Source organism: Pelagibacterium sp. H642, from assembly GCF_031202855.1.
In the GTDB taxonomy this organism is placed as follows: domain Bacteria; phylum Pseudomonadota; class Alphaproteobacteria; order Rhizobiales; family Devosiaceae; genus Pelagibacterium.
The window spans coordinates 2600680-2621301 of sequence record NZ_CP101829.1; the positions used below are offsets into that span (position 1 = coordinate 2600680).

21 protein-coding genes are annotated in these 20622 nt (G+C 60.9%); 10 read left to right on the plus strand and 11 right to left on the minus strand.

Annotation, left to right across the window (positions count from 1 at the left end):
* Positions 1 to 25: 25 nt before the first annotated feature.
* The 3 genes from NO934_RS12755 to NO934_RS12765 form a co-directional block, all read right to left on the minus strand.
* The gene (locus tag NO934_RS12755) at positions 26 to 1552 is read right to left on the minus strand and encodes a trehalose-6-phosphate synthase (protein ID WP_309160345.1); all 1527 of its coding nucleotides are present in this window, start codon (positions 1550 to 1552) and stop codon (positions 26 to 28) included.
* Complete coding sequence (gene otsB / locus NO934_RS12760) at positions 1549 to 2349, minus strand: trehalose-phosphatase (protein WP_309160346.1); 801 nt, start codon at positions 2347 to 2349, stop codon at positions 1549 to 1551. The genes NO934_RS12755 and otsB overlap by 4 nt, the downstream gene beginning before the upstream one ends.
* 146 nt (positions 2350 to 2495) lie before the next feature.
* Entirely contained in the window at positions 2496 to 2690 is a 195-nt protein-coding gene (locus NO934_RS12765; RefSeq protein WP_309160347.1) for a hypothetical protein, read from the minus strand.
* Between the two features lie 618 nt (positions 2691 to 3308).
* Here NO934_RS12765 and NO934_RS12770 point away from each other — a divergent pair.
* The 6 genes from NO934_RS12770 (at position 3309) to NO934_RS12795 (ending at position 10793) form a co-directional block, all read left to right on the plus strand.
* Positions 3309 to 4298: an acryloyl-CoA reductase gene (locus tag NO934_RS12770; protein ID WP_309160348.1), complete on the plus strand. Its 990-nt coding sequence runs from the start codon at positions 3309 to 3311 to the stop codon at positions 4296 to 4298.
* 90 nt (positions 4299 to 4388) lie between these two features.
* On the plus strand, positions 4389 to 5921 hold the full coding sequence (locus NO934_RS12775) for an acyl-CoA carboxylase subunit beta (protein ID WP_309160349.1): 1533 nt from the start codon (positions 4389 to 4391) through the stop codon (positions 5919 to 5921).
* 10 nt (positions 5922 to 5931) lie between these two features.
* Positions 5932 to 7932, plus strand: a complete 2001-nt coding sequence (locus tag NO934_RS12780) for an acetyl/propionyl/methylcrotonyl-CoA carboxylase subunit alpha (RefSeq protein WP_309160350.1) — start codon at positions 5932 to 5934, stop codon at positions 7930 to 7932.
* Entirely contained in the window at positions 7932 to 10049 is a 2118-nt protein-coding gene (scpA, locus tag NO934_RS12785) for a methylmalonyl-CoA mutase (RefSeq protein WP_309160351.1), read from the plus strand. The genes NO934_RS12780 and scpA overlap by 1 nt, the downstream gene beginning before the upstream one ends.
* Positions 10046 to 10471, plus strand: coding sequence for a methylmalonyl-CoA epimerase (gene mce, locus NO934_RS12790; protein WP_309160352.1), 426 nt, complete (start codon positions 10046 to 10048; stop codon positions 10469 to 10471). Before scpA ends, mce begins: the two co-directional genes overlap by 4 nt.
* A gap of 43 nt (positions 10472 to 10514) precedes the next feature.
* Positions 10515 to 10793, plus strand: a complete 279-nt coding sequence (locus tag NO934_RS12795; RefSeq protein WP_309160353.1) for a hypothetical protein — start codon at positions 10515 to 10517, stop codon at positions 10791 to 10793.
* 14 nt (positions 10794 to 10807) lie between these two features.
* Here NO934_RS12795 and NO934_RS12800 read toward each other — a convergent pair whose 3' ends face one another.
* The 4 genes from NO934_RS12800 to NO934_RS12815 are packed head-to-tail and all read right to left on the minus strand — an operon-like array spanning position 10808 to position 14655.
* Complete coding sequence (locus tag NO934_RS12800; RefSeq protein ID WP_309160354.1) at positions 10808 to 11134, minus strand: SMR family transporter; 327 nt, start codon at positions 11132 to 11134, stop codon at positions 10808 to 10810.
* Between the two features lie 6 nt (positions 11135 to 11140).
* The gene (gene murD / locus NO934_RS12805; RefSeq protein WP_309160355.1) at positions 11141 to 12415 is read right to left on the minus strand and encodes a UDP-N-acetylmuramoyl-L-alanine--D-glutamate ligase; all 1275 of its coding nucleotides are present in this window, start codon (positions 12413 to 12415) and stop codon (positions 11141 to 11143) included.
* Entirely contained in the window at positions 12405 to 13736 is a 1332-nt protein-coding gene (locus tag NO934_RS12810; RefSeq protein ID WP_309160356.1) for a hypothetical protein, read from the minus strand. Before NO934_RS12810 ends, murD begins: the two co-directional genes overlap by 11 nt.
* 31 nt (positions 13737 to 13767) lie before the next feature.
* The gene (locus NO934_RS12815) at positions 13768 to 14655 is read right to left on the minus strand and encodes a metallophosphoesterase (RefSeq protein WP_309160357.1); all 888 of its coding nucleotides are present in this window, start codon (positions 14653 to 14655) and stop codon (positions 13768 to 13770) included.
* A gap of 96 nt (positions 14656 to 14751) precedes the next feature.
* Between NO934_RS12815 and NO934_RS12820 the strand changes: the two genes are divergently transcribed.
* Positions 14752 to 15213: an NUDIX domain-containing protein gene (locus tag NO934_RS12820; RefSeq protein WP_309160358.1), complete on the plus strand. Its 462-nt coding sequence runs from the start codon at positions 14752 to 14754 to the stop codon at positions 15211 to 15213.
* 2 nt (positions 15214 to 15215) lie between these two features.
* Here NO934_RS12820 and NO934_RS12825 read toward each other — a convergent pair whose 3' ends face one another.
* A complete protein-coding gene (locus tag NO934_RS12825) occupies positions 15216 to 16175 on the minus strand; it encodes a glutathione S-transferase family protein (protein WP_309160359.1) in 960 nt (319 codons plus the stop codon).
* A 260-nt stretch (positions 16176 to 16435) separates the two neighbouring features.
* Between NO934_RS12825 and NO934_RS12830 the strand changes: the two genes are divergently transcribed.
* Genes NO934_RS12830 through NO934_RS12840 form a run of 3 tightly spaced genes read left to right on the plus strand, consistent with a single transcriptional unit; the run spans position 16436 to position 18829 of the window.
* Positions 16436 to 16975, plus strand: coding sequence for an N-acetyltransferase (locus NO934_RS12830; RefSeq protein WP_309160360.1), 540 nt, complete (start codon positions 16436 to 16438; stop codon positions 16973 to 16975).
* A 32-nt stretch (positions 16976 to 17007) separates the two neighbouring features.
* Positions 17008 to 17637: a CoA pyrophosphatase gene (locus NO934_RS12835; RefSeq protein WP_309160361.1), complete on the plus strand. Its 630-nt coding sequence runs from the start codon at positions 17008 to 17010 to the stop codon at positions 17635 to 17637.
* Positions 17627 to 18829, plus strand: a complete 1203-nt coding sequence (locus NO934_RS12840; protein ID WP_309160362.1) for a CCA tRNA nucleotidyltransferase — start codon at positions 17627 to 17629, stop codon at positions 18827 to 18829. The genes NO934_RS12835 and NO934_RS12840 overlap by 11 nt, the downstream gene beginning before the upstream one ends.
* A 3-nt stretch (positions 18830 to 18832) precedes the next feature.
* On the opposite strand, the gene NO934_RS12845 is transcribed toward NO934_RS12840, so the two are convergent.
* From NO934_RS12845 to NO934_RS12855, 3 genes are all read right to left on the minus strand, one after another.
* Positions 18833 to 19018 carry a DUF1059 domain-containing protein gene (locus NO934_RS12845; protein ID WP_309160363.1) on the minus strand — a complete coding sequence of 62 codons (186 nt, stop codon included), beginning with the start codon at positions 19016 to 19018 and terminating at the stop codon, positions 18833 to 18835.
* Positions 19019 to 19095: 77 nt separating this feature from the next.
* Positions 19096 to 19986, minus strand: a complete 891-nt coding sequence (hemF, locus tag NO934_RS12850) for an oxygen-dependent coproporphyrinogen oxidase (RefSeq protein WP_375143301.1) — start codon at positions 19984 to 19986, stop codon at positions 19096 to 19098.
* 99 nt (positions 19987 to 20085) lie between these two features.
* Positions 20086 to 20556, minus strand: a complete 471-nt coding sequence (locus tag NO934_RS12855) for a tRNA (cytidine(34)-2'-O)-methyltransferase (RefSeq protein ID WP_309160364.1) — start codon at positions 20554 to 20556, stop codon at positions 20086 to 20088.
* Positions 20557 to 20622 lie beyond the last annotated feature (66 nt).

Genomic DNA, 20622 nt, shown 5'->3' on the forward strand with positions numbered 1-20622 from the left:
AAAAGGGCAGCCCGAAAGCCGCCCGTTACGTTCCTGAGAAGACGCCGCGAAGCCAGGGCAAGAGCATGATGCGCCGCGTTAGACGCTCGAGCGCCATGCCGCTCGATTGGTCAATGGCTTTGTTGCGCGGCAAGAGCTGATCCTGCCCGCCACCATCACTTTCCGGTTCATCATCGGCCTCATTGGCGTCGGTTTGGCCGGTCAGGGCGTTGAGATAGCTGTCGGCCCAATTGTCCACGTTGTGGGCCCGCGCCGCATCCATCAGATTTCGCCAGCGCTCCTTGCGTTCCTCGAGCGGCATGGCCAAGGCGATCCGAAGGGCTTCGGCCGTCTCGTCGGTATCGAACGGATTGATGATGAGTGCATCGTGGAAGATTTCGGCGGCGCCTGCGAAGCGTGACAGGACGAGTACGCCTGGGTTTTCAGGATCCTGCGATCCGACATATTCGTGGGCGACAAGGTTCATACCGTCGCGCAGGGGCGTCACAAGCCCGACACGAGCGAGACGGTAAAGCCCGGCAAGCGAAGCTTGGGCATAGGCCCGCTTGACGTAGGTGATGGGTAGCCAGTCAGGTTCGGCAAAGCGTCCCGTCAGCCGCCCAACGGTCGTGTCGAGCTCATCCGAGATGACCTGATATTCCTTGATCGTATCGCGCGAGGGCGGAGCGATCTGGATCATGTGTACAGCACGGCGCAGATTGGCGTTGTTTTCGAGCAGCTTCTCGTAGGCCTGCACGCGCTGGGGCAGACCCTTGGAATAGTCCAGCCGGTCTACGCCAAGGATCATGGCTCGCCCGTTCATGGCGCGCTCGACCTTCTTATACATCTTCTGCGCGTTGGGACTGAGGGCCAGCTTGGCAAAGGCGTCGGGGTCCGACCCGATCGGGAAAGCTTCTATGGTCGTGTCACCAAGGTCGAGCTCGACGGGCGTTCCGCCGGCCTGGCGGTACATCTCTTCATGGGCCAGAAATTCGTTGAAGGCAGCCACGTCGCGCTGCGCCTGCATGCCCACCAGATCATAGGCGAGAAGGTCGTTCAGCAATTCCTCGTGATGAGGAATGGCGTTCAGGGCATCGGGCGTAGGGAAGGGGATGTGGAGGTAAAAGCCGATCTTGTTGCGGATGTTACGGCGGCGCAGCTCGGTGGCGAGCGGGATCAGATGGTAATCGTGCACCCAGATGATATCGCCAGGCTCGACATGCTCGGCAATCGCGTCCGCGAATTTGGCGTTAACCCCGCGATATCCCTCATACCAATGCGACTGGATATCGGTCAGGTCGAGCCGAAGGTGGAAGGAAGGCCAGAGGATGGAATTGGAAAAGCCGGCGTAATAACTTTGATGGTCGGATCGGGTCAGGTCGATCGATCCGATCCGCATGCCGTCGATCGTTTCAAAACGAGCATGTCTATCGGGATTTTCAGCGAATGCGCCTGACCACCCGAACCAGAATCCGTCACGGGTTGAAAGCGTTTTCTTAAGGGCCACGGCGAGGCCGCCGGCAGCGGGGGATTTTCCGGGAATTCTGTTCGATACGACGATGAGACGGCTCATTTGACCATGCTTTCCTGGGCAGTGTTCACCGAAGTGCGAGATGAGGAGTTTCGTTCCCTTTCGATGAGAGCGTCGAAATAAGTAAAAAGGTGAGCGATGTCGGGTAATGTGAAGCGTGCCCGGGTCTCCCCCTCGCCAATCCTGATGCCGAAACCTCCCAGGCGGTCGGCAGCGGCAAATCCATCTTCATCGGTCACATCATCGCCGATAAAAACAGGCGTACGACCGGCGAAGGGCTTAACCTGCATCAACCCTTCGATCGCCGCGCCTTTGTTTGCCCATTGCGGTCGGGCTTCGATGACCTTCTTGCCGGAGATTGCGTGGAAGTCGTTATATCCCTCGAGCGCTCGGGTGAGGGCAGCGCTTGCCAGTGCCGCCTTTTCAGGCGCCGCGCGATAGTGGACCGCAACGCCCGTCGGCTTTGGCTCAATGAGGATTCCGGGTTCTCCGCCGAGCGTGTCGGTAAGCCGGCTGGCGATCGCCGCCGCATCATCCAAAATCTTGGGATTGGCGGTTTCGCGCTGACCGAAAATGCGGCGTTCGGCTCCGTGGCCGCCGGTTATGGCGAATTCCTGGGATGGAAGAAAGCTGTCGATCGCATCAATGGTGCGACCGGTAACGATGGCAAGAGCGCCATCAAGGGCCGAATAAAGCGATCGTAATCGCTCGGAAAGATCGGGAGGAACCACGACCGCGTCCGGACTGGGAGCAATTTCGACAAGTGTTCCATCGAAATCAAGCAAAAGCGCCACCGGGCCCGTGCATTCGGACAGGATGGCCGAAACCGTATCGTGCATAACCCTGATCTGGCTGTTGCCTATAATGCTCGTTCAATGCCTTCCAAGCTCAATGGTTCCTGCCGGCGGACCGAGTTGCCGGAAATACAAAGCGCATCGATACTCAGAAGGTCTGGCCAGGTCGCCCCGGCCAGAACCGGTTGATTTCAGCGCAGCAAACTTGCCTGCGTCGTCATGCCTACAGCTTCGCATCCGGCTTGACCGGCTTCAATGCAGGCGAGGCTGGTTACGCCGCGTTCAGGCGCTCCAGTCAGTCCGTTGGCTTGGGTGATCGTCAGAATGACGATGAACAGGCTGGCCGCAAGGGCGGTCAGGCTGACGAGGCGTGGCGTGGTCATCATGGTGGCCTCCCGCACGAGTCCGGAAACGCTGGCTCGGAGAGCGTTATGGTTCCCGGAAAATTAACGCCGCATACAGGGCAAGAATGCTCCAGGGATTTGCGTCTGGCAAGCCCTGTGGGGAAGCTGGGGAAAAGATGCGGGGAGAGGTGTCCTTGTCACATGGCTGGAGAGGACGTTTTCCTCTCCCCGATGAAGTCCGGCCGATCGTCAACGAAGGGATCGCCGTCCTTCATGTCGCGGCTCGGGAGGGACAAACCGCGACGAGAACACGGCCGTAGGCCGAAAGGGGCGGGAGGAATGATGCAAACACGTTCCTTGGGGGACGCATAAGGAGTTCACTCCTCCCTATCGGACGCAACCGGGGACGCGGTGGCTACGCCCGAATTGACGTTGAACGGAGCCCTAATCCAGAGCCGCCTGCACGCGCAGTTCAAATACCATCAGCACCACGCCTCTTGATGGGGTTCGGTTCCGAGCGGAACGCGGCCATCTGGGATGGGTTCCCAGCCATCGCAAACAGGCCGGGAAATTGCCTGATGTGAATGGGAGCGTGAACGACACGAATGCGACTGGACGCGGGCTGAAATTCGCGGTGTGATGTCCCCAAGGAGGGACCTCATGACATTCAGGGCACTGGTTAGCGACAAATCCGCGGGCGGAACGATCGTCTCCAAAGTCAGAGAAGTCGACGAAGGTGAATTGCCCGAGGGCAATGTCCTGGTCGGGATCGACTGGGCTGGGTTCAACTACAAGGATGGACTGGTTCTGCTTGGGCACGGAGGGTTGGTGCGCAGCTACCCTCATATCGGCGGCGTGGATTTCGCTGGTCGGGTGATCGAGAGCAGCGATGCCAGATATCATCCGGGGCAGGCCGTGGCACTCACCGGATGGCGGGTGGGCGAATGGCACTGGGGTGGGTTTGCGACACGGGCACGGGTGTCCGCCGATTGGCTGGTGCCGCTGCCCAAGGGACTTTCCACCCGGGAAGCAATGGTGCTCGGCACCGCAGGACTTACGGCAATGCTGGCCGTCAACCGACTGAAGTCGGAAGGCATCAAACCGGGCGATGGCGATATTCTCGTCACTGGAGCGGGTGGAGGCGTGGGATCGATGGCCACCCTATTGCTGGGCCGGCTCGGCTACAAGGTGCACGCCATGAGCGGGCGTCCCGAACTCGTAGATGATCTTATTGCCCTGGGTGCTCGGGAGGTCGTCGGACGAGACGTGCTCGCGCCATCATCTAAGAAGCTGCTTGGCACCAAATGGATCGGGGCGGTGGACAATGTCGGGGGCGCTCCGCTGGGCGAGTTGCTCAAGCAGATGCATCAAGGCGGGTGCGTTGCCTCGGTGGGGCTTGCGGCTGGCGATGAATGGTCGGCGAGCGTGATTCCCTTCGTTCTGCGCGGTGTGACCCTGGCCGGGATCGACAGCGTCATGCAGCCCTATGAAAGCCGCATCGCGGCGTGGGAGAGGCTGGCGAGCATTTTCAGCTTCACCGCCTATGAGCGCATGGTCACTGAGGTGGGATTGGCGGAACTTCCGGCAGTTGCCGAAAAAATCCTCGCGGGCCAGATCAGGGGGCGGGTGATCGTTCAACCCAAACACTGATCCGCACCGATTGCCATGGACTCTCAATAACTTCGGCTCTCGCCAAAGGCGAAAATTGCGCTAGTGTCAGGCGTGATATGGAGGGGCGACATGCAGGATGTCATCGATGCGCTCGAGAAAAGGCGCGAGGACGCGCGCCTAGGCGGAGGCTCCAGGCGCATAGAGGCGCAGCATGGCAAGGGCAAACTGACGGCGCGCGAACGGCTGGCTGTTCTGCTCGATCCGGGAAGTTTTGAAGAATACGACATGTTCGTCACCCACCGTGCGCGGGATTTCGGCATGGACGAGCAGATCGTGCCGGGGGATGGGGTGGTAACCGGTTGGGGCACGATCAACGGACGGCTGGCTTACGTTTTCTCGCAAGACTTTACCGTATTCGGCGGCTCGCTGAGCGAAACGCACGCCCAGAAAATCTGCAAGATCATGGATCTGGCGGTTCAAAACGGGGCGCCCATCATCGGGCTGAACGATTCCGGCGGGGCGCGGATTCAGGAGGGCGTGGCCTCGCTGGGCGGCTATGCGGAAGTCTTCTGGCGTAACGTGCAGGCCTCGGGTGCGGTGCCACAGATTTCGGTGATCATGGGCCCCTGCGCGGGTGGTGCCGTCTATTCGCCGGCCATGACCGATTTCATCTACATGGTCAAGGACACCAGCTACATGTTCGTGACCGGGCCGGACGTGGTCAAGACGGTGACCAATGAGAGCGTGACCCATGAAGAATTGGGCGGAGCTTTGACGCACACCAAGATTTCGTCGGTGGCTGACGCAGCGTTCGAAAACGACATTGAAACGCTGCTCGAGGTTCGCCGCCTTTTCGATTTCCTGCCGCTTTCGGCGCGCGAACGCGCTCCGCGGGTTGCCACCAACGATCAGATCGACCGGCGCGAGGACAGCCTCGATACGCTGATCCCGGCCAATGCCAATACCCCCTACGACATGCGGGAGGTGATCGAAAAGGTCGCCGATGAGGGCGATTTTCTCGAACTGCAGCGGGAGCATGCGGGCAATATCCTGATCGGTTTCATCCGGCTCAACGGGCAGACGGTAGGCGTTGTTGCCAATCAGCCCATGGTGCTGGCCGGATGTCTAGACATCAACGCTTCGAAAAAGGCGGCGCGGTTCATCCGGTTCTGCGACAGTTTTGAAATTCCCGTCCTGACGTTCGTTGACGTTCCGGGCTTTCTGCCCGGCGTGGCTCAGGAATACGGCGGTATCATCAAGCATGGGGCCAAACTGCTGTTCGCCTATGCCGAAGCCACTGTACCCAAGGTGACGGTGATCACACGCAAGGCCTATGGCGGGGCCTATGACGTGATGGCTTCAAAGCACATCCGCGCGGATGTGAACTATGCCTGGCCGAGCGCCGAAATTGCCGTTATGGGCGCGAAAGGCGCAACCGAGATTCTCTATCGCTCCGAATTGGGCGATGCCGACAAGATTGCGGCGCGGACCAAGGAATATGAGGACCGGTTCGCCAACCCGTTCGTGGCGGCGGAGCGGGGATTCATCGACGACGTGATCATGCCGCACAACACCCGTCGGCGGGTGGCGAGGGCACTCGAGGCGCTGCGGCACAAGAAGGCGCAGGGACCGGTTAAAAAGCACGGGAACATTCCGTTGTGAGGATTGCCTGATGTTTTCCAGAATCCTCATAGCCAATCGCGGGGAGATTGCGTGTCGGATCATCAAGACGGCGCGTAGGATGGGCGTTGAGACGGTGGCGATCTATTCCGATGCCGATCGCGACGCTCTGCATGTGAAGATGGCCGATGAAGCCGTTCATGTCGGGGCGGCGCCGGCAGGAGAAAGCTATCTCAACATCGACAGGATCATTGCCGCCTGCAAGCAGACCGGCGCGGTAGCCGTCCATCCGGGCTACGGGTTCCTTTCGGAAAACCCAGAATTTGCAGAACGCCTGCGGCAGGAGGGCATTTATTTCATCGGCCCGCCGGTCAAGGCGATCGAGGCGATGGGCGACAAGATCACGTCCAAAAAGATCGCGGCGAAGGCCGGCGTATCCACCGTGCCGGGCCACATGGGGCTGATCGAGAACGCCAAGGAGGCGGCGGCGATCGCCGGTAAGATCGGCTACCCGGTAATGATCAAGGCCTCAGCCGGCGGTGGCGGGAAGGGTATGCGGATCGTGAAGTCCGAAGCCGAAGTGGCCGAGGGGTTCGAGCGGGCCAAATCGGAAGCGGCGTCATCGTTCGGCGACGACCGGGTGTTTATCGAGAAATATATCGAACAGCCCCGGCATATCGAAATACAGGTTCTCGCCGATGCTCTGGGAAACTGCATTCATCTTGGCGAGCGGGAATGTTCGATCCAGCGGCGAAACCAAAAGGTCATAGAGGAAGCTCCTTCCCCGTTCCTCGATGCCGCGACGCGCGCCAAGATGGGCGAACAGGCGGTGGCGCTGGCAAAGGCTGTCAATTATGTCAGCGCCGGCACCGTTGAGTTCATTGTCGACAAGGACCGCAACTTCTACTTCCTTGAGATGAATACGCGGCTGCAGGTCGAGCATCCGGTGACCGAACTGATAACGGGGCTCGATCTTGTCGAAGAGATGCTCCGGATCGCCGATGGTCAGAAGCTGCGATGGACCCAGGAGCAGATACGGTTCAACGGTTGGGCAGTCGAAGCGCGGATTTATGCGGAAGACCCCTATCGCAATTTCCTCCCTTCCACAGGGAGGCTTAAGCGCTACCGGCCACCTACCGAGGAAGCCTCGGCCCAACTCGTCGTGCGCAACGATACCGGCGTCGAGGAGGGGGGCGAAATCAGTCCTTACTACGACCCGATGATCGCCAAGCTCGTTACCTGGGCGCCTTCCCGAACCGAAGCGATCGATGGGTTGGCAGTGGCGCTCGATCAATCGGAGATCGAGGGGGTGGGCAACAATATACCGTTTCTTGCGGCGGTGACGCAGCAGGACAGGTTCCGTAAGGGAAGGCTTTCGACGAGCTATATCGCCGAGGAATTTCCAGCGGGTTTTTCGGGTGTCGAACTCGATGACGAGACGCTTCAGACCTTGGCTGCGCTGGCCTGCCGTGCCGCTTTCCAGCTCGAAACGCGCGGATTTCTCGAGCCGACACCATTGACGCGCGAGCATGTTATCGCCGAGCGCAGCGTCATCATTGGCGATCGGCGGTGGGACTTTTCGATCCCTAAGTCCGGAGAAGCGTTCGTGCTGATGACCGATCACGGACAAGGGTTGCTGATCGAGGATGGCTGGCAGCCGGGCGCGAGCCTGACGGCAACAGAAATTGACGGGCGTACACTCTATGTCAAGATGGACCGGATCACCTCGGGCTTCCGGATGCGCTATCGTGGAGCCGATATCACCGCCAAGGTGGTCATGCCGCATGTTGCCGATCTCATGCGGATCATGCCGAACAAGGCGCCTCCCGATATGAGCCGCTTTTTGGTGTGTCCCATGCCGGGGCAGATCCTGCGGATGGATGTCGCTGAGGGCGATGTGGTCGAGGAGGGGCAAAGCCTGGCTATCGTCGAAGCCATGAAGATGGAAAACGTCCTCAGGGCCGAGCGGCGGGCACGTGTTGCCAGGATCAACGCCGGGGCGGGCGACATCCTGACAGTTGATGCCGTGATCATGGAGTTCGAGGCGGTGTGATGAGCAAGGGCGCGCGCGATGTCTGGTCTCATATCGCCAGCGGAGAACTGCGCGATGTCCCGGTCGATACCTTGAACCGCGATTATGGCGGCCTGTCCGTTGAGCCCGTTTATTTTGGGCAGGATAAGGCCATCCCCGGCGCCGAGCCATTTACCCGCGGGATCAGGGCGACGATGTATGCCAACAGGCCCTGGACGATCCGGCAATATGCTGGGTTTTCGACGGCCGAAGAGAGCAACAGGTTCTATCGTCAGGCGCTCGAGCAGGGACAGAAGGGGCTTTCGGTTGCCTTCGATCTTGCCACTCATCGGGGATATGATTCCGATCATCCGCGGGTCGCGGGCGATGTTGGCAAGGCGGGGGTTGCGATCGATTCCATCGAGGATATGAAAATCCTCTTTGATAGCATTCCACTCGACCAGATGAGCGTATCGATGACCATGAACGGGGCCGTGATCCCGGTTCTGGCCATGTTCATCGTGGCGGCGGAAGAGCAGGGCGTGCCGCCCGAGAAGCTCTCGGGGACCATCCAGAACGACATTCTCAAGGAGTTCATGGTCCGAAACACCTATATCTATCCGCCCGAACCATCCATGCGGATCGTTGGAGACATCATCTCCTACACCGCCGACCACATGCCGAAGTTCAATTCCATTTCGATCTCGGGCTATCACATGCACGAGGCCGGGGCGACGGCGATCCAGGAGTTGGCCTATACCCTGGCCGATGGAATGGAATATGTGCGCGCTGCGCAAGCGCGCGGGCTCGATATCGACAAGTTCGCCGGCCGGCTGAGCTTCTTTTTCGGCATCGGGATGAATTTCTTCGTCGAAGTGGCCAAGCTGCGGGCGGCGCGTACGCTGTGGTCCAGGATCATGACCGATCTGGGAGCAACGGATGTCCGCTCCAAGATGCTGCGGACGCACTGCCAGACATCAGGCGTGTCGCTGACAGAGCAGGACCCCTACAACAATATCGTGCGCACCGCCTATGAGGCACTGGCGGCGGTGCTTGGAGGCACACAGAGCCTGCACACCAATTCGTTCGATGAGGCCATCGCGCTGCCGAGCGAAACCTCATCGCGGATCGCCCGCAATACGCAATTGATCCTCCAGCATGAAACCAAGATCACCGACGTGGTCGATCCGCTGGGGGGCTCCTACTACGTCGAAGCGCTAACCGAGCAGCTCGTCGAGAAGGCGGGCGCCCTGATTGCCGAGATCGAAGCGCAGGGCGGGATGACCCGCGCGGTGCAATCAGGCGAACCCAAGCTGGCCATCGAAAAGGCCGCAACTATCCGGCAGGCTGCGGTCGATCGGGGCGAAGAGGTGATCGTGGGCGTCAACCGGTATCGTCTGGAGACCGAGATACCCATACCAACGCTCGAAATCGATAATGCCCGGGTGCGAGCTGCTCAGATCCAGCGGCTGGACGATGTTCGCCGCAATCGGGATGATGCCCGGTGCAGGTCGGCGCTGGCTGGCTTGCGCGAATACGCGGCCAAGGACGAGGGAAACCTTTTGGCCGCGGCCATCGAAGCCGTTCGGGCGCGGGCCACGCTGGGCGAGATTTCAGAGGCCATGGCAGAGGTGTTCGGCCGCTACGAGGCTGATACGCGTGTGCTTTCCGGCGTCTACAGCGATCAATACCGAGGCGATCCGCAGTTCAGCGAGGCGAAAGAAAGGATCGCCGCGTTTTCGGACCGGCACGGACGACCGCCTGCGATCTTCATCGCCAAGATGGGGCAGGATGGGCACGATCGCGGGGCGAAGGTGATCGCGACCGCGTTCACCGATATGGGTTTTTGCGTGCATATGGGAAGCCTGTTCGAAACGCCCTCGGAAGTTGCTGCGCACACCGAAGCGCTTGGTGTCGACGCGGTGGGGGTCTCATCGCTCGCGGCGGGGCACAAAACGCTGGTACCGGAATTGATCATGGCGATAAGGGAGCGCGAACGTGCCGAGGTGCCGGTCTTTGTCGGTGGAGTCATCCCGACAGGCGATTACGATTTCCTTTTTAAGGCAGGCGTGGCCGAGATTTTCGGGCCCGGAACCAACGTGCTCGATGCGGCCTTTGCCGTGCTCGACCGGATCGAGGGAAAGTTATCCAACCGATGATCGGGCGCGTGAATCACATCGCCATAGCGGTGCCAGACCTGGAGCGGTCCGCAGCGCGCTATCGCGATCTGCTCGACGCCAGGGTTTCCGAGCCACAAAGCCTGCCGGAGCATGGGGTGCGGGTGGTCTTCATTGATACGGGCAACACAAAGGTCGAATTGCTTGAGCCGCTGGGCGAAGCTTCGCCGATTGCCGACTTCCTTGAGCGGCACCCGGACGGGGGCATGCATCACATCTGCTACGAGGTTGGTGATCTGGCGGCGGCTTTGCGTGTTCTCATCGAGAGCGGTGCACGTGTCCTGGGGGATGGGCAACCGAAGCGGGGCGCTCACGGCTTGCCCGTGGTATTCCTGCATCCCAAGGATTTCGATGGCACGTTGATCGAGCTCGAAGAGATCAAGCCCGAGTTCGCGCCGGCGTGATTGCTAACGCAATGTTAAAAGCCCTGCGCTTACGCTCGGGCCCATGGCAGGTGTCAGCGGCTTCAAGAAGATGAATTGGGCTCCCAAGCAATCAGCTTGGGAGGAGATGCAGGCTGCACGCGCCAAGCGACGCCAGAACATGGAAGACTTCATGGCTCGCTCAAATGCGCTCGCCGCCGGATTTCAGAGAGCGGCCACTCTCCAGATTCAAGGTATAGGGGAACTTGCGGCCCAAAACGCTCAGGCACGACTGCAGGCCAAAGCCAAGGAGATGCAGGCCGAACTCGAAGCGAAGTTCGCGAGCATATCAAAGCTCGTCTAGCGCCCTTTGGAAGGCTAGTGTCCGGCGCGCGAAAAGGCGTTGATCACGATGACGCCCGCGATGATCAGTCCCATGCCGACCACCGCGGGGAGATCCAGAGCCTGCTTGTAGACGACCCAACCCACGATCGAGATCAGCACAATGCCGAGGCCCGACCAGATCGCATAGGCGATGCCCACCGGCAGCGCGCGCAGCGTCAATGACAGGAAATAAAATGCCGCTGCATAGCCTACGACAACGATTATGGAGGGCAGGAGGTTGGTAAAGCCGTTCGTGGCCCGAAGCGCGGACGTGGCAACGACCTCTGCGACAATGGCGCAGAGAAGATAGAGATAAGTCATTAAACGTTAACCGAAATATTGCCGTGCGAGGGCCTTGAACCTGTCCCCGCGCTCTTCGAAGTTCTTGAACTGGTTATAGCTCGGCGCGCCCGGCGAGAGTATGACGGTATCGAAAACATGGCCGGCAGACGCCAGGGCCTGCATAGCTTCATCAAGCGTCGAGCATTCCGCAACCGGAATGGGTGCATTTTCACGCACGGCTTGAGCGAGCCGGGGTCCGGTTACGGGCAGGGAACACAGCATGACGACGCTTGTTAGACCCATGAGATTGGCGAGATCGGTATAGTCCTGCTGGCGTTCATGGCCTCCGGCGATCAGCGCGATCTTTTTGCCCTTATAGGCCGCGAGTGCCACTTTTGTGGCCTCGGGGGTGGTGGAAATCGAGTCATCGACGAAAAGAATATCACCCATCATCAACTCCTCAAGCCGATGCGGGAGCGGCACGAAAGCTTCGATGCCAGCGAAAATGCCCTCACGCGATGCACCGGCAGCCAGTGCGATGGCGGCGGCAAGTCGAGCATTGTCGTGGTTGTGGGCACCCTTGAGACGCGAATTCATCGCGGCCATGAGGATGGCATCGCTCAATTCGACGTCGAGGGCCGGGACGCGGGCAGTTCCGGCAGGAATGGACTTGATGACGCGTTCGACCGTCGCAGCCTGCGGTCCAATGGCAACAAGACGCGGGCCCTTGGTGATCAGATTGAGCTTGTCATTGTAGTATCTGTCGAGCCCGCCATGCCAGTCGACATGCTCGGGATAGAGGTTGGAAATCGCTGCGATGTCGGGGGCGAAGTCGATATCAGCGGTCTGGTAGGAGGAGAGTTCGAGAACAACCGTCTCGGCCGTTCCGGCCGCGTCGAGCGGGGGAATTCCGACGTTACCGGCCAGAACCACATCGACCCCGGAATGCTTGAGCATCAGGTGGACGAGGGTGGCAGTGGTCGATTTGCCCTTGGTTCCCGAAATGGCAACCACGGTGCGGCCATTGCGGAAATGAGCTCCCCAGAGATTGAGGTTGGATGTGATCGGAACGCCGGCTGCGCGAGCCGCATCAAAGACAGGTTTGTAAAGCGAAACGCCAGGGCTTTTGACGATCGTGCCGAACCGGGAAACCTTCTGTGCATCCTCGGGCGAAATGAAGGTTGCCCCCTCGATTTCGGCCGATCCGTCGTCGCTGGTCACGAACAGTTCCAAGTTCGGATAGGTCCGGCGCAGAAAATCCGCTGTGGAGCGGGCCTCGCGGCCAGCGCCGTAGAGAAGTACGGGGCCGTCAATTTGCATGAGGAGCTACCGCCGTTTCGATATCTTGGGGGATGAGATGGTCGCTGCTGTCGGTCATCAGCTCTTGATATGCCCATTGGAGGCGCGCGGCGCCGTAGAATGCTTCCAGCTCGGGCCTAAGGGCTCTGGGCACGGCGGTGTCGCGCCATTGAGGGTCATCGGCGATGTGCCAGAGACAGGCCGCGGCCTCCAGGATTTCGCCGACACATTCCCAGGGTTTGTGGCCGATCAGCCCGGTAAGTTCACGGTAGGGGCCGATATTGTCGGGGTTGTCGAGAACGTTCTGGCCGAAAATGGCTTCAAGCCTTGCCCGGTCCATGTGCGGAGCCAGGATCAGGAAGACGAAATGGCATTTGGGGCACTTTCCGCACCAGAGCGGGCCGTTATGACCTGCGAGGCGGAAATTGCGGTTGCAGCTTGAAAACACGTCGTCATAGCGCGTTGAGCGGGCAAAAAGCTGGCCGATCCGCGCTTCTGAATAGGGGCGCAGCAGGGAGAAGTATTGCAGCGCGCCGCCGGTTGCCGACGAGAGGGTGTCGGCGATGGCGCGTTCGAAATCGAGGGACTTCGAATGCTGGTGATTGGCGAGGCGTCCGTCGAACTCGACATTGCCCTCGCTGGCCGAGCGTTCGTTGGAAAGCACAATCTTATCAAAGCCATAGAGCAGGCTGGCCAGGGCCGCGATCATGGAGTTGATGGCGGTCGAGGGAACGTGGCCGTTATAGAAACCGGGCTGCTGGCCGAGGCGGATCATCTCGGGATCGAGAATGCGTTCGACCGAAATGAAGGGAAGACCCGAGCGTTCGCTGGTCGAAAGGATGGGGCCTTTGGGGTTTACGGCAAAGAGCGTCAGGTCCAGGCCGGCACGTTCGAGAAGCTGGACGCTGACCAGGGAATCCTTGCCGCCGCCGATCAGAACTAGCGATTTGTCGGGGAGGGCGATCGGGTTGAGGTCGCGGGCGGGGCCGGCGGTGAGGGAGAGGCGGCCGAAGCGTTTCAGATCGTTTCGGGCGTAGAATTCACCGAGTCCATTTTCATAGACATCGAGCAGAAATGCTTGCTGCGCCTGGGAAAATCCCAAGGCGGTGGCATCGATCTCGAAGGGAGCGCCCAGCTTGAAATAGCTCACGCCCAACACCGCCGCGGTCAGATCGAGCAAGGAAACAAAGGCGTCGGAACCGGCCCGTGTTTGGTCGATATTGCTTGTATTGAACCGCAGGATCTCAGTGAACTCAAAATCGTCGAGCCGATAGGTGAATACGGCTTCGCCGGTCAGGAGATCGAACCGGGGAGCTTCGATGATGAATCGGGAATCGTTCAATGGTCCCGCCCTGGGTTGGCGCGTTCGCTAATCAGTATATGCGCATTTGCAGCCGCAATGCGATCTCGTCGCCTATTCTCTGATATCCGTATTCGCGCATCATGCAAGACCATTGCTTGCCCACGCGCTCGATGCGGAAGAGGTTGTAGCGGCCGGGCGCGTCGTGACCTTCGGGAGCCGATGAGGCCGCCGCGACGCCGATCACGGGGATCTCGTTGTCAGCACCCGGGATCGAATTGATCGAGGAAAGGTGCGTATGGCCGTGAAGGACCAATTCGGCGCCGTTTTCCTTGAGCGCGGTACGGAAGTCGGGACCATCCCAAAGCCCCAGGCGCCGGGAGCGGGCGAGTTCGTGGTTGGGGGGATGGTGGATCATCACCACGCGAAAATAACCCGCGTCACCCAAGAGCTTGAGGATGCGCGCGCAGCGGGCGATCTGTTCGCGGCCAAGCTTGCCGGCTGCAACGAAGGGCAGGGTCGCGACGGCGCTTGAAAGGCCAACAAGGGCGACCTGTCCGAAGCGCCGCACATAGGGAAAGGGGTTTTCGTCCAGGGTTTCACCGGACATGTAGGGCCCGTAGGCGGAAAGCGCGACCGGGAGTGCTCCGCTGACATAAGCGTCGTGGTTTCCGGGTATTGCGCACACGGTCTCCGGCTTGCCTAATGCCGAAAGCCAATTGGCGGCCCGTGCCGTTTCCTCATCGAGCGCGAGATTGACCAGATCGCCGGTTACGGCGGTCATGTCGGGCTGGTGGGATTTGAGGTGCGCAATGAGAGCGGAAAGCGTATCCCGGCGCATCATGCGGGCGCGGCTGAGTTGCCAATTGAGCCAGCCGGTGATCCGCTTGGAGGCGAGATCCTTGAGGCTGGGGTGTGGCAGGGGCGAAAGATGGATGTCCGATATGTGCGCGAGCGTCATCATTGAGCGCCAGTAATGGCACGCTGCCAGTGGCAAGAAAATGGCCGATAGAAGGGTTTGCCACAGTTTGTAATGGGTTGGGTAAAGGAGTTGTGATTGTCGAACTGGCAACGATTCAAGTTCGGGCTCATGCTGCGGGCAGTCGGGATTTACAAGCACCTGACGCTGGGCGCGCGCACTGCGGTTCTGGTGGACGGCAAGGTCCTGCTGGTACGGCACGGCTACGTGGCCGGTTGGCAGCTCCCCGGCGGTGGCGTCGATCCCGGAGAGAGCGCCGAGGAGGCGGCGCGACGGGAGGTGTTCGAGGAAACGGGCTTCGCGATCGACGGCCCCATGACGCTACAGGGTCTCTACCACGCCACCATCTATACCGATCGCGACCACGTCGCCGTCTTCGTCGCGCGCGCTGCGCACGAATCCCGTCCGTTCGTGCCCAATAAGGAGATTGCCGAGATCGGCTGGTTTGCGTTCGACGACTTGCCGCCCGAGATGGCGCCGGGTGCTGCCCGGCGCCTGAGCGAGATCATCGAGGGACGGCCTCCCGCGAGCAAGTGGTAGTGCTACTCAAGAAAATCGAGCTCCGGCCCCTCGGGGATGATCCGGTGCGGATTGATGGTGGTGTGGCTCCAATAATAGTGGGTCTTGATGTGGTCGATATGAACGGTGCCCGCCACGCCCGGCCAGTCACAAAGGGTTTTGAGGTATTTTGAAAGGTGCGGATAATCGGCGATCCGCCGGATATTGCATTTGAAATGCCCGACATAGACGGCGTCGAACCGCATGAGCGTGGTCACGAGGCGCCAATCGGCTTCCGTCGGCGCGGTGCCCGCCAGAAAGGGCTGTTGCTCCAGGATACCCTCGACCCAGTCGAGTGCGTCGAAAAGCTTGATGACCGCCTCGCTATAGGCTTCTTGGGTGGTAGCGAACCCGGCCTTGTAGACGCCGTTATTGATGTCGTCATAGATCCGGGCGTTGAGCCGGTCGATCTCCTCCCGCTTGTCCTTGGGGTAGAAGTCGAGACGGTTGCCGGTAATGCCATCGAAAGCGGAGTTCAGCATCCGGATGATGTCGGCGCTTTCGTTGGAGACGATGGTTTGGGTGTGCTTGTCCCAGAGCACTGGGACCGTCACCCGGCCGGTGTAGTCAGGCTTGGCCTTGGTGTAGACCTGCCAGAGATAGTCGGCGCCGTTGAGCATGTCGGTGTCCGAGCCGAGTTCGCCTGTGAAGGCCCACCCGGTTTCGTCGGGCATCTTGGGGGAGACGACCGATACAGAGATGTGGTCCTCGAGTTCCTTGAGCACGCGGAACAAGAGGGTGCGGTGAGCCCAGGGGCACGCGTAGGAAACATAGAGATGATAGCGCCCGCTTTCAGCGGCAAAGCCGGCCTCGCCGGTGGGGCCGGCTGAACCGTCGGCCGTGACCCAGTTGCGGAAGGCAGATTCTGAACGCTTGAATTTTCCGCCCGTCGATTTTGTGTCGTACCACTGGGTCGACCACTTGCCGTCGATCAACTGGCCCATCGGGATTTTCCTTTCGCGCTTGTCGTCGTTAACGGCCAATCTAGCGGGATTGTTCTCGATTATTAGGGGGCCTGGCGTGAACGCGGTGTTCGAAGAGATTTTCGATGGACCGCAACCCACGGGGGTGCTACATCGGTCGCTGGCCTCGAACAGGAGTCCGGCACCAGTGTTCAGCATCGAACGAGACATTCGACGACTTTGAAACGCGCTCGCTGCGCGACGTCGTCGTATTGCCTTCATCGATCTGGATAAATGTGACCATGACTGCCACTTCGCCGCTCCCGGCTGCAACCGTCCCTACGCCTGCCGCGCTCGACATCAGGCTCGAAGCGCCTGAGGATGACGCGTGGATCGAAGCGCTGCACGAGGTATCGTTCGGACCGGGGCGCTTTGCCAGGGCCGCATTCAGGGTCCGTGAGCGCATCGCCGTCGATCCGGAATTTTCCTATATCGCCGAAATCGGGGGTGAACGTGCCGCCAGCGTGCGCATGACCCCGATCAGCGTCGGCGGGATCAATGGCTATCTCCTCGGACCGCTGATGACCGATCCGGGGTTCCGCAAGCAAGGCGCCGGACGGGCTCTGGTGCGCCACGTATGCGATCTTGCGCTGGCGCGGCCCGGCATCGCCTTCGTTCTGCTGGTCGGCGACTACGCTTATTACGGACCGCTCGGTTTCGTGCCGACCGTCTCCAGCGCCATCCGGTTTCCGGGGCCCGTTGATCCCTCCCGCGTGCTGGTCCAATCTCACGACCAGAACATGGCGGGAAAATTGACCGGGGACGTTCTGCCCTGGGTATAGCGCCACCAAAGGTGGGTGTGCTGCGGGGAAGAATGTCGAGCGAAAGTGATATCAGGCAAATCGTGACGCGGCTTTTGCCGGCTCCCGAACCGATGCCCGATGCCGGGGATCTCGTTGCCGATTTCGTGCTCGAGGAGTTGGGCAACGAGCCGCCCGTTCCCGCTGCGGTGCTGATCGCGCTGGTGCGGCGGGGATCGGGCTATAACGTGCTTTATACCCGGCGGTCAGGAGGATTGCGCAAGCATTCGGGGCAGGTGGCTTTTCCCGGCGGGCGGATCGATCCCGAGGATCACGACGCCGCTTATGCCGCGCTGCGCGAAGCCAATGAAGAGGTGGCGCTTTATCCCGAGGACGCGCAGGTGCTCGGGTATATGCCCTACTATTACACCGGGACGAACTATTTCATCACGCCCGTCGTGGCGATCGTCGAGCCGCGCGCCCCTTTTGTGCCCAATCCGGGAGAGGTCGATGCGGTGTTCGAGGTGCCGCTCGACATGCTGGTCCAAGAAGCGAGCTATCAGACGTTCCGCATCGTCCATCGCGGCCAGAAACGCGAGAGCTGGCAGATCGATTTCGAAGGCCACAGGATCTGGGGGATCACCGCCAACCTGACGCGCCGGTTTCGGGACACGGTTCTGGCTGGAGACGGCCATGTCGCGTGAACAAGCCCTGACGCGCCTGGCGCAAGCCGATTGGCTGGATGCGGCCCGGCCGGTGTTCGACTGCCTGGATGGTGCAATGGGCCGGACGCGGGCGGTGGGGGGCATCGTTCGCGACACGCTTTTGGGGCGCCCGCGCGGGTCGACCGATATCGACATGGCGACCGAACTTACGCCCGATGAGGTTTTGGCACGCGGCAAGGCGGCGGGATTGGGTGCCCATCCTACTGGCGTCGAGCACGGCACCGTGACGCTCGTACATGACGGGAGGGCTGTCGAGGTGACGACCTTGCGGCGCGACGTCGAGACGTTCGGCCGCCACGCCAGGGTGGCGTTCGGCACCGACTGGACCGAGGACGCGCGCCGGCGGGACTTTACGATGAACGCGCTCTATTGCGGAGTCGATGGCACGCTGTTCGATCCGCTCGGCGGGTTGGAAGATTGCCTTGAGCGGCGGGTGAGGTTCATCGGCGATCCCGATGCGCGGATCGCCGAGGACCGGCTGCGGGTCTATCGCTACTTCCGCTTTGCGGCCAGCCACGGAGAGCAAAGGCTCGAAGAGCAAGCGCTTGCTGCTTGCGGGCGCGCGGCCGGTGAACTGGGGGCGCTTTCGGCGGAAAGAGTGGGCAGCGAGATGATGCGGCTTCTGGCGCAGCCGAAATGTGCGGCCACATTGGCCGCCATGGTAGGGGTAGGCGTTTTGGCTGCGGCATTGTTTTCCCCGCCGGTGCTCAAGGCACTCGAGCGGCTCGAAGCGCTCCCGCTTCCCATAGCGGCCGACATGCGCCTGGCGGCGATGGAACTCGCCGGCGAGCAAGTGGCTGCCTTGCGGGTTAAGTGGCGTCTTTCCAATGCGACGATGTCGAGCCTGGGCCAATTGACCGCCGCTCTCGCGCTTGCGCGCGCGGCGAACTGGGCGGAACTGGCGTACCGCCATCCAGAGCGAAAAACACAGGCGATCGCGCTCGCGACGGCGCTCGACCAGCACGCCCCTGCCTGGATGAACGAGGCGATTTCGGCGGTCGAAGGCATCGGGTCTCGGAATTTTCCGATCTCGGGGGCCGACCTGCTCGCGCACGGCATGAAGCCCGGCCCCGAGGTCGGGGCCGAGCTCAAACGACTGGAAAGGCTATGGATCGAGTCCCGGTTCGAGCTGGACCGCGATGGACTGCTCGAACAGGTCCGGCAGCCTTAGTTGTCAGTGGTGCGTCTGCACCTCGAAGATACGCTCCTTGATCCGCTCGACCATATCGGGACGGATCTCGGTTTCGCCGTGCTCGGATTTAAGCCGTTCAACGGCCTTGCGGACGACTTCCGCCTCGGTTTCCGCCGTCGCGTGCCAGGTCGCACCGGGAACCAGCGATCCACCGTCAAAGCGTTTCATGGTTGTTCTCCCTACGTCGTGTTGCACGAGGAATTGTTACCCATGAAACGGGCAGCAATAGGTCGCGGTTCCCTCCTTCAGGGCCAGCGGACTTCGGGCGGCATCGAGGACAGGATGGAATTGACGTTGCCACCGGTCTTGAGACCGAAGGTCGTGCCCCTGTCGTAGAGCAGGTTGAACTCCACATACCGGCCGCGCCGGACGAGTTGTTCGTGCCGCTGCTCCTCGGTCCAGGGGGTGTTGAAGTTGCGGCGCACCAGTTCGGGATAGATTTCGACGAACCGCCGGCCCACGTCCTGAGTGAAGGCGAAATCGGCCTCCCAATCGCCGCTGTTGTGGCGGTCGTAGAAGATGCCGCCGATGCCGCGTGGTTCCTTGCGGTGGGGAAGATAGAAATACTCGTCGCACCAGTCCTTGTACCGCTGGTAATCGACCTGCGGATGCGCATCGCAGGCCGATTTCATGGCGGCGTGGAAATCGACGGAGTCGGGGTCGGTCTGGGTGCGGCGGGCATCGAGCACCGGGGTCAGATCGCCGCCGCCGCCGAACCACCAATTGGAGGTGACCACCATGCGCGTGTTCATGTGCACGGCGGGAACGTTGGGATTCCAGGGGTGGCCGATGACCGAAATGCCCGAGGCCCAGAATTGCGGGCTGTCTTCGGTGCCCGGAATCTGCTTGGCGAATTCGGGCGAGAACTCTCCGAACACGGTGGAGATGTGAACGCCCATCTTTTCGAAAACGCGGCCCTGGATGATCGACATCTCACCGCCACCACCGGCGGGACGATTCCATATCTCGCGCTCGAAACGGCCCGGGGCGCGATCGGCATGGGGGCCGGCGACCTGATCTTCGAGCGTTTCGATCGCGGCACAGAGATCGTCCCGGACCTGGCGGAACCAGGCGCTGGCACGGGTTTTCTTGTCTTCGATATCGTCGGGCAGGGGCATTGCAGTCATTTTCGGCATGGTCGTCATTGTGTGCCGGGTCCGTAGCATGTTGAGGGTATCGAGACCATGCTCCAGAGCGTGTCGCGGCTGTTTGATGGAAATCAATCGGTTTCCCGTTCAGGCGAGGCCGGCAAAGCCGTCGGTCTGCCGCATGGCCTCGCCCAGGGCCAGCGCCGCGGAGATGGCGACATTGAGCGAGCGGGCTTGCGGACGCATCGGGATGCGGATGCGCAGATCGGCATCGGCGGCGACCTCGGGCGGAACGCCGGCGCTTTCACGGCCGACCATCAGGATGTCGCCCTCTCGGTACACGGCATTGTGAAGGGGCTCGCTCGCCTTGGTGGTCAGAAGCACCAGGCGGCGTTTTTCGGCACGGCGCCAAGCGTCGAACCGGTCATAGCTTGAATGTTCGACCATCTCCACGCTGTCGAGATAGTCCATGCCCGAACGCTTGAGCGCCGCGCGGGAGAAGGGGAAGCCGGTGGGGTGGACGATGTGTACCGGCACGCCCAGGCAGGCGCCGAGTCGCAGCAAAGTGCCCGTATTGAGGGCGATATCGGGTTGGTAAAGGGCGAGAGCGAGCGGCACCGGAACGTCCCATCACAAAAAGCTGTGAAAAGTGAATTGGGTATAGTGCCGCAGATTGATCACGTC

Excerpts from the sequence above, each read along its gene's own strand:
- NO934_RS12830 (WP_309160360.1), top strand. The coding sequence starts at position 16,436 with ATGACTGCCACTTCGCCGCTCCCGGCTGCAACCGTCCCTACGCCTGCC.
- NO934_RS12825 (WP_309160359.1), bottom strand. The coding sequence starts at position 16,175 with ATGGGCCAGTTGATCGACGGCAAGTGGTCGACCCAGTGGTACGACACA.
- NO934_RS12775 (WP_309160349.1), top strand. The coding sequence starts at position 4,389 with ATGCAGGATGTCATCGATGCGCTCGAGAAAAGGCGCGAGGACGCGCGC.
- scpA (WP_309160351.1), top strand. The coding sequence starts at position 7,932 with ATGAGCAAGGGCGCGCGCGATGTCTGGTCTCATATCGCCAGCGGAGAA.
- NO934_RS12840 (WP_309160362.1), top strand. The coding sequence starts at position 17,627 with ATGTCGCGTGAACAAGCCCTGACGCGCCTGGCGCAAGCCGATTGGCTG.
- NO934_RS12845 (WP_309160363.1), bottom strand. The coding sequence starts at position 19,018 with ATGAAACGCTTTGACGGTGGATCGCTGGTTCCCGGTGCGACCTGGCAC.
- NO934_RS12755 (WP_309160345.1), bottom strand. The coding sequence starts at position 1,552 with ATGAGCCGTCTCATCGTCGTATCGAACAGAATTCCCGGAAAATCCCCC.
- NO934_RS12765 (WP_309160347.1), bottom strand. The coding sequence starts at position 2,690 with ATGATGACCACGCCACGCCTCGTCAGCCTGACCGCCCTTGCGGCCAGC.
- NO934_RS12770 (WP_309160348.1), top strand. The coding sequence starts at position 3,309 with ATGACATTCAGGGCACTGGTTAGCGACAAATCCGCGGGCGGAACGATC.
- NO934_RS12800 (WP_309160354.1), bottom strand. The coding sequence starts at position 11,134 with ATGACTTATCTCTATCTTCTCTGCGCCATTGTCGCAGAGGTCGTTGCC.
- NO934_RS12795 (WP_309160353.1), top strand. The coding sequence starts at position 10,515 with ATGGCAGGTGTCAGCGGCTTCAAGAAGATGAATTGGGCTCCCAAGCAA.
- NO934_RS12780 (WP_309160350.1), top strand. The coding sequence starts at position 5,932 with ATGTTTTCCAGAATCCTCATAGCCAATCGCGGGGAGATTGCGTGTCGG.
- mce (WP_309160352.1), top strand. The coding sequence starts at position 10,046 with ATGATCGGGCGCGTGAATCACATCGCCATAGCGGTGCCAGACCTGGAG.
- NO934_RS12835 (WP_309160361.1), top strand. The coding sequence starts at position 17,008 with ATGTCGAGCGAAAGTGATATCAGGCAAATCGTGACGCGGCTTTTGCCG.
- otsB (WP_309160346.1), bottom strand. The coding sequence starts at position 2,349 with ATGCACGATACGGTTTCGGCCATCCTGTCCGAATGCACGGGCCCGGTG.
- NO934_RS12815 (WP_309160357.1), bottom strand. The coding sequence starts at position 14,655 with ATGACGCTCGCGCACATATCGGACATCCATCTTTCGCCCCTGCCACAC.
- hemF (WP_375143301.1), bottom strand. The coding sequence starts at position 19,986 with ATGCCGAAAATGACTGCAATGCCCCTGCCCGACGATATCGAAGACAAG.
- murD (WP_309160355.1), bottom strand. The coding sequence starts at position 12,415 with ATGCAAATTGACGGCCCCGTACTTCTCTACGGCGCTGGCCGCGAGGCC.